Source organism: Austwickia chelonae (genome assembly GCF_003391095.1).
GTDB lineage: Bacteria > Actinomycetota > Actinomycetes > Actinomycetales > Dermatophilaceae > Austwickia > Austwickia chelonae_A.
This window is the reverse complement of record NZ_CP031447.1, coordinates 3114755-3126820: the sequence shown is the minus strand read 5'-3', so window position 1 is coordinate 3126820 and position 12066 is coordinate 3114755. Positions and strand designations below refer to the sequence as shown.

13 protein-coding genes and 1 tRNA gene are annotated in these 12066 nt (G+C 65.4%); 5 read left to right on the top strand and 9 right to left on the bottom strand.

The features are described from left to right. Window positions 1-4 precede the first annotated feature (4 nt). From DX923_RS13740 to DX923_RS13710, 7 genes are all read right to left on the bottom strand, one after another. Window positions 5-331, bottom strand: coding sequence for a hypothetical protein (locus tag DX923_RS13740; protein WP_116115678.1), 327 nt, complete (start codon window positions 329-331; stop codon window positions 5-7). Between the two features lie 11 nt (window positions 332-342). Beyond that, entirely contained in the window at window positions 343-1368 is a 1026-nt protein-coding gene (locus tag DX923_RS13735; RefSeq protein ID WP_162873001.1) for a 4Fe-4S binding protein, read from the bottom strand. 8 nt (window positions 1369-1376) lie between these two features. Then, the gene (locus DX923_RS13730; protein WP_116115676.1) at window positions 1377-2084 is read right to left on the bottom strand and encodes a TorD/DmsD family molecular chaperone; all 708 of its coding nucleotides are present in this window, start codon (window positions 2082-2084) and stop codon (window positions 1377-1379) included. After that, window positions 2081-2998 (bottom strand): dimethyl sulfoxide reductase anchor subunit family protein, encoded by a 918-nt coding sequence (locus tag DX923_RS13725; RefSeq protein ID WP_162873000.1) that lies wholly within the window; start codon window positions 2996-2998, stop codon window positions 2081-2083. The genes DX923_RS13730 and DX923_RS13725 overlap by 4 nt, the downstream gene beginning before the upstream one ends. 1 nt (window position 2999) lies before the next feature. Then, entirely contained in the window at window positions 3000-3632 is a 633-nt protein-coding gene (locus DX923_RS13720; RefSeq protein WP_116116350.1) for a DMSO/selenate family reductase complex B subunit, read from the bottom strand. 5 nt (window positions 3633-3637) lie between these two features. After that, window positions 3638-6103, bottom strand: coding sequence for a DMSO/selenate family reductase complex A subunit (locus DX923_RS13715; RefSeq protein WP_116115674.1), 2466 nt, complete (start codon window positions 6101-6103; stop codon window positions 3638-3640). Window positions 6104-6270: 167 nt separating this feature from the next. Further along, window positions 6271-6344: transfer RNA gene (locus DX923_RS13710), tRNA-Gly, on the bottom strand. Window positions 6345-6494: 150 nt separating this feature from the next. Between DX923_RS13710 and dcd the strand changes: the two genes are divergently transcribed. From dcd to DX923_RS13685, 5 genes are all read left to right on the top strand, one after another. Continuing rightward, window positions 6495-7079 carry a dCTP deaminase gene (dcd, locus tag DX923_RS13705; protein WP_116116349.1) on the top strand — a complete coding sequence of 195 codons (585 nt, stop codon included), beginning with the start codon at window positions 6495-6497 and terminating at the stop codon, window positions 7077-7079. Window positions 7080-7219: 140 nt separating this feature from the next. Continuing rightward, window positions 7220-8329, top strand: a complete 1110-nt coding sequence (locus DX923_RS13700; protein WP_116115673.1) for an ABC transporter ATP-binding protein — start codon at window positions 7220-7222, stop codon at window positions 8327-8329. Further along, on the top strand, window positions 8326-8973 hold the full coding sequence (locus DX923_RS13695) for an ABC transporter permease (RefSeq protein ID WP_116115672.1): 648 nt from the start codon (window positions 8326-8328) through the stop codon (window positions 8971-8973). The genes DX923_RS13700 and DX923_RS13695 overlap by 4 nt, the downstream gene beginning before the upstream one ends. Next, complete coding sequence (locus DX923_RS13690; protein ID WP_116116348.1) at window positions 8970-9722, top strand: ABC transporter permease; 753 nt, start codon at window positions 8970-8972, stop codon at window positions 9720-9722. Before DX923_RS13695 ends, DX923_RS13690 begins: the two co-directional genes overlap by 4 nt. A 72-nt stretch (window positions 9723-9794) precedes the next feature. Continuing rightward, complete coding sequence (locus tag DX923_RS13685; RefSeq protein WP_116115671.1) at window positions 9795-10727, top strand: ABC transporter substrate-binding protein; 933 nt, start codon at window positions 9795-9797, stop codon at window positions 10725-10727. A 55-nt stretch (window positions 10728-10782) separates the two neighbouring features. Here DX923_RS13685 and DX923_RS13680 read toward each other — a convergent pair whose 3' ends face one another. After that, window positions 10783-11577 carry a nuclear transport factor 2 family protein gene (locus tag DX923_RS13680; protein ID WP_116115670.1) on the bottom strand — a complete coding sequence of 265 codons (795 nt, stop codon included), beginning with the start codon at window positions 11575-11577 and terminating at the stop codon, window positions 10783-10785. Between the two features lie 166 nt (window positions 11578-11743). Then, complete coding sequence (locus DX923_RS16330; protein WP_162872999.1) at window positions 11744-11914, bottom strand: hypothetical protein; 171 nt, start codon at window positions 11912-11914, stop codon at window positions 11744-11746. Window positions 11915-12066 lie beyond the last annotated feature (152 nt).

The window sequence follows — 12066 nt, the reverse complement described above, 5'->3', positions numbered from 1 at the left end:
TACCTCAGCGCGCATCGTCCAACCGCGAAGTCACCTGAGCCGTCACCACCCGCAACAGCCGCAACATCCGCTCATCGAACTCGGTGACACACTCCCACACCGCGTCCTCCCCAGCCACCGCCGGCGTTATCGCCTCAGGATCAGCAGCCAGAACAGCATCGACATCATCCTGACCCGGGCCACGGTGATACTCGTCAAGACGGCGAACCCGCTCGATCGCCATGGCCAACCAACTCAGAACCTCGTCCAGGCGATCAACGTCCGACGCAGCCTCCTCAAGGAGACTCTGCGCCTGGGCCAAAGAGATACGGGCATCATCGGCATTCGTCATACGGCCGGATGCTACGCGCTCCAGCCCACCGGAGAACACCCAGCACCCACCCCGGAAACATCACCCTCCCGCCGAAGCCCCCCGGTCTGCTCATCAAGCACGAATCCCGGAGGCGGACACACCCCGAAAGGATCCCGATCCCGCTCCACACAGACATGACACAGCGGCTGACTGCCCCGCACCGGAGCACCACAGCGCTCGCAGTCACCGATCAACCCGGAACGCAAGACCATCGGACCCGCCAGGACCTCGGCCCACGACAACTGCCCCAGATCGCGCAACGCACGGTGCGGACACGCCTGCACACACTCCCCACATCCGTCGCAAAGCCCCGGATCAAGGACGAGAACGAACCGACGGGCCCCATCACCGTCGACCCGACGGGCCAAAGCCTCCTGCGGGCACGCCCGGACACACAGCCCGTCACCGTGACACCCCGGCGCCTGAAGACGCAAGGCATCACCAGACATGCCGGCCAACGCTGCGGTCGGCGGGCCCGGGCACAGCGCCCGCACCGCCGCAGTCAACCGCTCCTGCGGCCGGGAAACCATCTCCTCCAACTCCTCGGCCCGGCCCAGGAGCACCCGCCGAGGCACCGGAACGGCATCCCCTCGCACCACAGGGCCCGACCATCCGGCAGCCACCGCACCCGGCGCGGCCAAGACCTCGGCACCCGCCGCCCGGGCGGTCTGCACTGCTCCCCGCCCGGAAGCGGCGCCCTGGTCGCAGGCATCGACCACGGTCAACGCAGTCATGGACAGGCACTCCAAGATCGCCGCCGGCTCGACATCCGCCAGACAGACAGGCGCTTTCACCAGGATGGTCCGCTCCGGAAGATCCGGTGTCTCCTCAACGGCATCCACGCCGCCGCCCCGACCTTCCACCGCAGCGGCCGACGGCACCCCGGTCGTCTCCGCACCAGCTCGCTCCGGTCGCGAACAGGAATCAGGGCAGCTCAGCACCACTGCTGAAGCTCTGTTCGACCGCAGGTGACGACGCAACGGGCGAGTATCCCAAGGGGGGCGGCTGCTCTCCACCGCCGTCCTCAGCGGAAAGCCGTCTGCAACGACCGGCAGGCGCCTCGCAACAACAAACCGACTCCCTGGTACAGACCGGTCTCGGCGTGCGTGATCATCGCGTCTGCCACCTCGTCCGCCCACACCAGCAGATGCTCGCCCAAGAAGGAGGAAAGCGCCGCGACCTTCCCGGACAAGCCTGCCAGGTCACCGGCCTCAGCCGCATCCAAGGCGCTCAGACACAGATGAGAGACGAACGCCAGCTCCAAGCCGAGATGATCGTCCGGTTCCACGTTCAACCGGGGTGCTTCGACGCCGTGAACGGCATACCAGCGACGCACCGAGACGGTCTGTTCCCCGAAGGTGAGCTTCTCCTCCTCCCGGTGGACCGACTCGTAGGGGCAGGCTTGCAACGGCCCTGGACCGCGGAAGAGCCGCATCCACTCGGCCACCGCCTCATCGATCAACGACTCGTCAGGGACCTCCGGAGAACCCTGCGCCGCACCGGAGAAAACCGCCTCTGCCCACCCAGCGAGGTGACTACGCCCATCGAGCCCATCAGACCCGGCGACATCAGGCAGCGGCCACGTGCCGATCAGATCCGACGCACGGAGCCGGCTCGCCAAAGCCGCATCAGGTTTGTTCAACAACACCGCGGACAGGAAGGCGCAAGCACCGCCATGTGAATCGAGCAGTTCGAGGACCGACTCGTCCACGCCTGCTCCCGGGCCGGTCACAGCCCGGTCCTCACCATCGAGGCGTAGAACAGCATCCGGCCCACGACCTCACCCAGGAAGACCAGCGAGAATGCGCTCACGACCACCCCGGTGAGTACCTTCTGCGCGACCGGACCGCGAGAAAGCCGCGCCAGGAAATACCCCAGGACCGCGACCCCGGCGACGATCGCCGTGTACTGCAGAACGGCGAAAGCACCATACGTCTCCCCACGGACCTGCAAGGACCTGGCAGCAGCCGGATCGGGGTGTGTACCCAGGTAGGCGAGGTAGACGGGCTGCGCCACGAATTTCACGGCGAGGAGGGCCATCGCCGCCAACGCGATACCGCGCAAGCAGACGAGGATCAGTTCGTCGTCCTCAGCGTGCTTCTCCTCACCCCGCCGCGCCCGCACCCGCGCGGTGACCACCATCGCCGTGCCGACGGCGAGCGCGCCGAGCAGCAGCGTGGTCGTGAAGAAGTCCACCAGGGTGTACGGGGTGTCCCAGGCCGGCACCGTGCGCAGGCTGTACACCCGGTTGATGCAGTAGACGAGGAAGAGACCGACCCCGGCGGTGACCCCGGCGAGCATCTGACGCGCCCGGGACGTGCCGACCTTGAACCATTGGGCGGCGGCGAAGGCCGCACCGAGGACGAGGAAGACGATCCCGGCGGCGATCTCGTTGGAGAGCCAGCTGGTCCCCAGATGACGCAGGGCGTTGATCCCGCGCAGCGGCGACCCCAGGTGCAAGGTCGAGGCGCCCATCCCCAGCACGAGGAGCGGGCCGACGGCGTAGAGAGCAGGGTCGGTGACCCGGTCCATGACATGCGGGTCGACCCGGGCGTTGAGCAGGTGGATCAGACCCAGGACCACGAAGGATCCGACGGACATCTGCGCGATGAGGGTGAACGCCACGAGTGGCAGCTCGTGGGTCATATCAGGCCTCCGAAGGGTTGGCGAGGGAACCGTCTTTCGAACCGCTGGGCCGGGCTTCGCCATGCGGGGTGATGAACAGGTTGGGACGGGTGATCTCCGGGCTCGGCAATGGGGCGATATCGGCGGTGCCGCCGTACTTACGGCGCAGCTCGTCGGCCTCGCCGTAGTCGAGGGCACGGCTGGGGCAGGCGGCGACGCAGGCCGGGGCCTTTCCCTCGGCGATCCGGTCTGCGCAGAAGTCGCACTTGGTCATCACGCCTTTGTCGGCGTCGAACTGTGGCGCGTGATAGGGGCAGGCCATCTCGCAGTAACGGCATCCGATGCAGACGGTCGGGTCGACGGAGACGACACCGTTGTCCCCCTTCCGCATGGCGGTCGACGGGCAGACCTGCACGCAGACCGGGTCGGCGCAGTGATTGCACGACAGCGAGGTGTAGTAGGTGAAGACCTGTTGGGTGAAGGTCTGGGTGGACTCGTCGACCCGCCAGGTCCCGCCGCAGAACTCGGGAACCCGCCGCCAGGTCACCCCGGTGGGCAGGTCGTGCTTGTCCTTGCAGGCGATCTGGCAGGCCTTGCAACCGGTGCACTTGCGCTGGTCGAAGTGGAAGGCGAGCTGCTTGAACGTGCGCGGCATCGTCGTCACCGAACCTTTTCGACCTGGACGAGGACGGAGTGCTGACCGTTGGCTTTCGCGTAGGCGGTCGGCTCCTGACTGGTGAGTACGTTGACCGACCCTCCGAGATCGGTGCCGCCGGGTTTCTCCGGGGCGTACCAGGCTCCTTGCGGGACGGAGATCACTCCGGGGCAGATCCGTGGGGTGACGAAGGCCGGCAGGTGGAGGCGCCCGCGATCGTTGTACACCGCCATGAGGTCACCGTTGGCGATCTGGCGTTTCTGGGCGTCCAGCGGGTTGATCCAGACCTGCTGCGGGTGGGCCTCCTTCAGCCACGGGCTGTTGCCATAGCTGGAGTGGGTGCGTTGCTTGTAGTGATGCCCGATGCACTGCAACGGGTATTTCTTCTCCAACGGGTCGCCGGGCATCTCGCGGGTCGCGGTGTACTCGGGCAGCGGAGTGATGGGCCGCCTGGCGTCGGTGGGCCAGTCCTGACTCATCGTGTGGAGATTGCTCGACCAGATCTCGATCTTCCCCGACGGCGTCTCCAGCGGATTGCCCTTCGGGTCGTCCCGGAAGTCCTTCATCCCGATGACGGAGGGAAGCTTCTTCTTGAAGATGCCGGCCTTCTTGAAGTCGTCGTAGGAAGGCAGATCGGGGACATCGACGCGGCTGTTCTCGACGAGCCAGCGCACCCACTCCTCCTGGGTCCGCTTCTCGGTGTAGGTGTCCTTGACCCCCATCTTCTCCGCGATGCCGGTCATCATCTCGTAGACAGGACGGCAGTCGTACAACGGATCGACGGCCTTGTCGGCGAAGATCGTGTACCCGAGGTTCCCCGCGCTGCCCTGTTGGACGAGGTCGATCTGTTCTGCCGTGGTGACATCGGGCAGGAGGATGTCGGAGTAGCGCGCCGAAACGGTCATCTGGTTGTCGATGCAGACGATCATTTCGCAGGCCGACTCGTCGGAGAGCAGACGGATCGTCTCGTTGATGTCGCTGTGCTGGTTCACGAGGGAGTTGGAACCGTAGAGCCAGATGAACTTGATGTTGCTGTTGAGCTTCACCTCGTGTTTCACATTGGCATTGCTGTTGGTGCTGCCGTTGACCCGGATGCCTTCGCGGTAGTCCATGCCCTTGCCTCGAGCAATGGCATCGGTCCACCGGTAGAAAGGCAGAACCGGTTTGACCGGATTCTCCAACGGGGGGAAAGCCGCCATCTTCAACGAAGCCGAGGACTCCCGCTCTCCGGTGCCACCCCCGGAGACCCCGATCTGGCCGATCATCGCAGCGAGCAGCATCGGCGCCCGGGACTGATTCTCCCCGTTGGAATGCCGCTGGATACCCCAACCCTGGGTGACCGCACACGGTTTGGTGGCGGCGATCTCCCGGGCCAGACGGGTGATGGTCGTCGCCGGGACACCGGTGATCCGCGCCGCCCACTGAGGCGTCTTCTCCGTCCTGTCCGGCCCCTGACCCAGGACATAGGACTCGTACGAGGAACCGGGCGGAGCATTCGGGGGCAGATGCGCCTCGTCGAAACCCGAACAATAGGTGTCCAGGAAAGCCCGGTCGAGGAGCTTCTCGGTGATCATGACGTGCGCGAACCCGGCGACGAGCGCCGCATCGGTGCCCGGGCGCAGCGGCACCCACTCATCGGCAAGATTCATCGCGGTGTCGCTCTGCCGCGGGTCGAAGACGATGACCCGGTGCCCAGCGAGCTCCTTCGCCTTCTGAGTGACGAAGACCTCGCCGCCGCCACTCATCCGGGTCTCGTGCGGATTGTTGCCGAACATCAGCACCAGACGAGAGTTGACGGTGTCGTCATTGCTGTTGCTGCCCTGCCACTTGCCGTAGTGGAAATCCACCGCAGCCTCGATGTTCCCGCAGGAGTAGTCGTTGTACTGGTCGAGAGAACCGCCCACGCAGTTCATCAACCTGGCCACCGGGCTGGCGTTCGGAGGCCAACTGCGCGCAACCGTGGCACCGATGACCCCGGTGCCGTAGTTGATGTAGATCGACTCGTTGCCGTGTTCGGCGATGAGCTTCTTCATCTTGTCGGCGATCAGCGTGTAGGCCTCGTCCCAGCTGATCTCGGCCCACTTGCCCTCGCCGCGCTTGCCGACCCGCTTCATCGGCTTCTTGAGCCGGTCGGGGCTGTAGATCCGCTGCCGGATGGACCGTCCACGCACGCAGGCCCGGATCTGCTGAGTGCCCAGCTCGTCGTCACCGGTGTCATCCGGGTCGACGCGGACGACACGGCCGTCGCGGACGACCAGCCGGAGGGGGCAGCGGCTGCCGCAGTTGACGGTGCAGGCACTCCAGACGATGCGCTCACCGTCGGCCTTCGAGGCGGCCGACGTGGGGTCGGCGGGTTGGAGGCCACAGGACGTGCTGCCGGCGACGCAGGTGGCGGCTCCTGCTACTCCGGTCCATTTCAGGAAGCTACGTCGGGAGAACGGGCGTCGGATGGTGTCCTTGACGGTGGACATCGGAATTCCTTCGACAGATATGGATGACCATCCATGATGTGTGCTGTTTCGGCGCGGTGACCGGGACGGAGGTCCTTGAGATGAGGGTTCGTCGTCTCTGGCTCGTGGCGCGGTGACGACGTCGGGCCCGGCTCTACGGGAGAGAGCCGGGCCCGACGTGATCGATCTGGAGCGAGTGACGGGAATCGAACCCGCGTATTCAGCTTGGGAAGCTGATGTTCTACCATTGAACTACACTCGCGAAAGCCTCTGACCTGCAAGGATGTTCTATCGATCTGGGCTGGTGGGCTCGGATCGGCCTGACCTCCGACAGGTGACCTGTGAAGCTGGCGGCCAGTCTAACTCAGCCGATGCATCGGATCGAACTCGACCGGCCGATAGGCTCGATGCCGTGCTTCTTTCCGATCGTGACATCAGGGCCCAGATCGACGACGGGCGAGTGCAGCTCGCTCCCTACGATGCGGCGATGATCCAGCCGTCGAGCATCGATGTCCGGCTGGACCGTCTCTTCCGGTTGTTCGACAACCACAAGTACCCCTATATCGATCCGGCCGAGGAACAGCCGGAGCTGACCCGGCTCGTCGAGGTTGCCGAGGGTGAGCCCTTCGTCCTGCATCCGGGGGAGTTCGTGCTCGGCTCGACCTATGAGCAGGTGACCTTGCCCGATGACATCGCAGCTCGGGTCGAAGGCAAGTCCAGCCTGGGTCGTCTGGGGTTGCTCACCCATGCCACGGCAGGTTTCGTCGATCCCGGTTTCACCGGCCACGTGACCTTGGAGTTGTCCAATGTGGCGACTCTGCCCATCAAGCTCTGGCCGGGCATGAAGATCGGGCAGCTGTGCTTCTTCCAGCTCAGTTCTCCGGCCGAACATCCTTATGGGTCGGGGCGGCCGGGTAGTCACTATCAGGGGCAGCGGGGTCCTACGGCGAGCCGCGCCTTTGAGAACTTCCATCGCATCGATGTCGTCCCGCGTTGAGGGTCATCTTTCGTCGGGGCACGGAAAGTGACATGTCCATGATCTGATGACATGGGAATTACATTGATTATCAAGAAAACTCAATAGAGCTTCAGCCGCCCGACAGGCTCTTGTCGGTTCGTCCGGTTAGCGTGAGGCGCATGATTCGTTTCGAGGAGGTCACCAAACGGTACGGCGAAGGATCGCCTGCCGTGGACCGGCTCACCCTGACCGCGCCCGCCGGGCAGATCACCGTGCTGGTCGGGCCATCCGGGTGTGGCAAGACGACCTCCCTGAGGATGGTCAACCACATGGTCGAGCCCACATCAGGACGCATCCTCGTCGACGGTGAGGACACCACGACGCTGGACGCCAGCCGACTGCGTCGAGGCATCGGCTACGTCATCCAGCACGGCGGGCTCTTTCCCCATCACACCGTTGAACGCAATGTGATGACAGTGCCTCTGCTCCTGGGCGTCTCCAAGAGCGAGGCCCGAAAACGTGCCCATGAACTGCTGGCCAGGGTCGGCCTCGACCTGAACCTGGCCGGCCGTTACCCGGCGCAGCTCTCCGGCGGGCAACAACAGCGAGTAGGTGTCGCCCGCGCCCTCGCCGCCGACCCGCCCGTCCTGCTCATGGACGAGCCCTTCAGCGCCGTCGACCCAGTGGTGCGTGACCAGTTGCAGGCCGACCTCATCGATCTGCAACGCGAGCTGCACAAGACCATCCTCTTCGTCACCCATGACATCGACGAGGCCATCCGACTGGGCGACCAGATCGCCGTTCTGCGTGTCGGGGGGCGTCTCGCCCAGGTCGCCGACCCCGCCACCCTGCTCGCTGCCCCGGCGGACGACTTCGTGGCCAGCTTCGTCGGCCGTGACCGCGGATATCGCGCGCTGGGGTTCGTCCCCGCTCCAGGGAAGATCGCCCCGAAGGCCGAGCCCACCGCAGTCCTGGGCGGCGATCTCACCGGACTCGGCGCAGACGGGTGGGCGCTCGTCCTCGACGCCGACCGTCGTCCTCTGGGGTGGGCTCGCACCGCCGAGGTCAATGCACCGCCACGGCATGACGACCTCGAACTCGGTGGCACGGTGGCCACCCGAGGTGGTCCCCTTCGCGCGTATCTCGATGCCGCGCTGTCCTCGCCATCACGCCGAGGGGTCGTCGTCGACGACGACGGAGCTTTCCTGGGCACGGTTCGCGTGGACGACCTCGTCGCTGCGATGGACTCCCCACGGCATGGTGACCCCGACGTCGAGGCCTCCCCATGACGTGGCTGATCGAACACCTCGACGTGGTGGCCTCACTGGCTGCTCATCACGCTTATCTCGCCGGCCTTCCCCTGGTCCTCGGGCTGGTGTTGGCGCTTCCCCTGGGATGGTTGGCCCACACCGGGCCGGCCTGGGCCCGCCCCCTCCTGCTGGCCGGTACCGGCCTGCTCTACACGATCCCCAGCCTGGCGCTCTTCGTCCTGGCCCCGATGGTTCTCGGCACCAAGATCCTTGATCCGATCAACGTCGTGGCAGCGATGACGGTCTACACGGTGGCACTGCTCGTCCGCAGTGTCGCCGACGGGCTGGCCTCGGTCCCCGAACATGTCTCGGCTGCCGCCACAGCGATGGGCTACGGACGTCTGGCCCGTTTCGTGCGCGTCGATCTTCCCCTGTCGATCCCGGTCCTCGCTGCAGGTCTGCGGGTTGCCGCGGTCAGCAATGTGAGCATGGTCTCGGTGGCGTCGTTGATCGGGGTGGCCCAGCTCGGCAACCTCCTCACCGGCGGTTATCAACGATTCCATGGTGACGAACTGGTCGTGGGCATCTTGGCCTGTATCGCGCTGGCGGTGCTCTTCGACCTGCTCATCCTGGGGCTCAGCATCCTGCTGACGCCGTGGCGCCGGGCGGGGGCGGCCTCATGAACACGCAGATCTGGGCGTGGCTGACCGACCCGGCCAGTTGGGCGGGCCCCGAGGGGATCACCAATCGGTTGATCGAACATCTCGGTTATTCGGTGTTGTCGGTGCTGTTGGCCTCACTGGTCGCGATCCCCGTGGGCCTGTGGATCGGGCACACCGGGCGGGCTCGATGGCTGGTGTCCTCGACCAATGCGGTGCGGGCCATTCCCAGTCTCGGCCTGCTCTTCGCCGCTGCGCTCTTCCTCTCGCCCTACCTACAGGGCTCCTGGGCCTTCCTGCTTCCGAGCCTGATCGTCCTGGTGCTCCTGGCGATCCCGCCATTGCTGGCCGGCACCTACGCCGGGGTGGAAGCGGTCGACCCGGCTGCCCGGGATGCCGCCCACGGGATGGGAATGACCAGCCTCCAGGTGCTCCTGCGGGTCGAACTTCCCTGTGCGCTGCCGTTGATCCTCTCCGGGGTCCGCAGCTCTACATTGCAGGTCGTCGGTACCGCCACGATCGCTGCCTATGTTTCCTTGGGCGGCCTGGGCGCTTTTCTCTCCGAAGGTCTGGCGATCGGTGACTATCCGATGGTCGCCGGTGGAGCGCTCTTGGTCGCCGTCCTCGCCCTGGGGGTGGACGTCCTCCTGGCGGTGCTGACCCGCGTAGTGGTCTCCCCGGGGCTGCGTCCTCGGCGTGTCCGGGCGGAGAGCTCGGAGGTCACGCCGGAGCCGAGCTCAGCGGGAGCCGGTACCAGGGCCACCGGTGCGTGAGCTGATCGGCCGCATGTCCATACGACCTTCGGGGTATGTCTTCGCAGACCCTTAGACAGGAGCGAGAACGCGATGAAGATCACCCGTTTTTCCGGACTGGTCGCTGCGGCCACCGTCGCCGTGCTGGGGCTCACCGCCTGCGGCGGGGGATCGCACGACCCCTTGGCGACCTCGACCCCAGGCGGGGCCGGCGGCTCCGCAGCGCCAGGCCAGGTCCTGGTCGGTTCGGCGGACTTCAGCGAGAGCGTCCTCCTCGCCGAGATCTATGCCGGGGCGTTGAAGGCGAAGGGGGTCAACGCGGCGACGAAACCACGCATCGGGTCACGTGAGGCCTACATGAAAGGCCTGCAGGACGGCTCGATCCAGGTGATGCCCGAGTACACGGGCGCTCTCGCGCTCTTCTACAAGAAGGACTTCGCGGAGAACGACCCCGACAAGGCCTACGAGGCTTTGAAGGGTCTGCTGCCGAAGGAACTGACCGTGTTGGCTCGATCGGCAGCGGAGGACAAGGACTCGATCACCGTCACGAAGGAGACCGCGGAGCAGCACCGGCTGGTGACGATGAGCGACCTGGCGGGCAAGGCCGGTGAGTTCGTTCTCGGCGCGCCCGACGAGTTCAAGTCACGCAGCCAGGGGGTTCCCGGCCTGGAGAAGGTCTACGGCATCCAGTTCAAACAGGTACGTACTCCTCTGGCGGGGCAGGCAGCGGTGCAGGCGTTGAAGAACGGTCAGATCCAGGCCGCAAATATCTTCACCACGGATCCGTCCATCACCCAGCACGGATTCGTCGTCCTCCAGGACGACAAACGACTCTTCGGTACCCAGCACATCGTCCCGCTGGTCACGAAATCCGTGGCGACCCCCCAGGTGCAGAAGGCCCTCGACGGGGTGTCCGCCATATTGACCACGGACGAAGTGCGTTCCCTGGTCACCAAGGTCGATGTCGACAAGGAGGATGCGACCAAGGTCGCTCAGGACTGGCTGGCTCGCCAGGGGCTGGCCTGATGAGCCGCGTCCGGCCCGGCCGCGATGTGGAGGGCATCGGGACCGGGCCGGACGCTCACTGTTCGTCGGCGGCCTGCTCGGACTTCTCGGTTTTCTCGACCTTGTCGGCCTTCTCCTCGTAGGCCGCCGACAAATGGTGCGAGGTGATCAGCCAGCTCCGGCCGTTCCACACGTAGCTCATCGTGTACCGGGCAGTGACCCGATGGCCGGTCGTGGCGAAGTGGAAGGTGCAGGTGCCGGTGTCGACAGCACTGCCGTAACCGCGGTAGATCTGCCGGTCGATGACCGAGGACCAGGGCCGGTCGGTGAGAAATTCGTCGAAGAAGGCCTGTTTGGAAGGGGTGTCCCGGCAGATCTCGGTGGATGACGGGGCGAGCACAGCGGCATCGGCGGTGTACAGGGCGAGGACCTCGACGATGTCGCCTCCCTGCAGCGAAGCATTCCACCGGTCGAAGAGCGCAGCGATTTCTTCTTCGGTGGGGGCCGGATATCCGTGTGCGGCGAGCGCGTGGGGAGAAACGACCATGCTCGGAGCGGCCGGCTCGTCACTGCTCTCGGCGGCGACCCGGGAAGCTTCGTCCTGGGTGGGGAGCACTTCGAGTACGGCTTCGGCGACACCAGAGCGGTCGACTGCGTAGTCGGCTTGGTCCTCAACGTGTTCTTCGCTGGGATCGCTGTCGATGTCCACGCTCTGTTGCTTCGGCTGTTTGTCCTGGTCCATGGTCTGGAACTCCTCACTCGTCCAGGCGCTTCGTATGACGGCGATCTGCTCGGTGGGTTCGTCGGAGCTGTCGAGATGCTTCGCCGCAGCATGCCCGTGCGGAACAGACCCGCAGATGCGGGCGGCCACACCCCCATCGGCCGCTCGACGCTTATTTGAAACACTTGTGCCGCAACATTTTTGGATTATTTGTCCGATTTTACGTTGAGGCTCGCCGCGATATGTCCGAGTTGATACGTCGCGGAAGGCGACCGACCTGGACCTTCCGAGTCCGCAACGGCCGACGGTGACCGGGTCAGACGACCAGCAGTGGCAGCGCTGCCGTCGACTCCTTCGCGGGCAACGGAATCGCGAAAAGTGCCACCGCCAGCGCGATGAGCCCTCCAATGCTCGTTTTCGACATCCCGACGACGACAGCAGCACACATCAGGACGACTCCGTGAACGGAGAGGAGATCGACAGCCACGGCCTCAGTGTGCCGTCCCGGCCGTCCCGGAGGCGGAAAAGGCCCCCTACCCGGAGAATGAAACGGACCTGATGCTCATACCGACCGATCCGCCATCGAATCCCGATACAGCGGCTTTCTCACCTTCAAGGGAAGAACCCTCGGGCCCCGCC

Coding starts and splice junctions, on each gene's coding strand:
- DX923_RS13700 (WP_116115673.1), top strand. CDS start 7,220: ATGATTCGTTTCGAGGAGGTCACCAAACGGTACGGCGAAGGATCGCCT.
- DX923_RS13685 (WP_116115671.1), top strand. CDS start 9,795: ATGAAGATCACCCGTTTTTCCGGACTGGTCGCTGCGGCCACCGTCGCC.
- DX923_RS13725 (WP_162873000.1), bottom strand. CDS start 2,998: ATGACCCACGAGCTGCCACTCGTGGCGTTCACCCTCATCGCGCAGATG.
- DX923_RS13695 (WP_116115672.1), top strand. CDS start 8,326: ATGACGTGGCTGATCGAACACCTCGACGTGGTGGCCTCACTGGCTGCT.
- DX923_RS13715 (WP_116115674.1), bottom strand. CDS start 6,103: ATGTCCACCGTCAAGGACACCATCCGACGCCCGTTCTCCCGACGTAGC.
- DX923_RS13740 (WP_116115678.1), bottom strand. CDS start 331: ATGACGAATGCCGATGATGCCCGTATCTCTTTGGCCCAGGCGCAGAGT.
- DX923_RS13690 (WP_116116348.1), top strand. CDS start 8,970: ATGAACACGCAGATCTGGGCGTGGCTGACCGACCCGGCCAGTTGGGCG.
- DX923_RS13720 (WP_116116350.1), bottom strand. CDS start 3,632: ATGCCGCGCACGTTCAAGCAGCTCGCCTTCCACTTCGACCAGCGCAAG.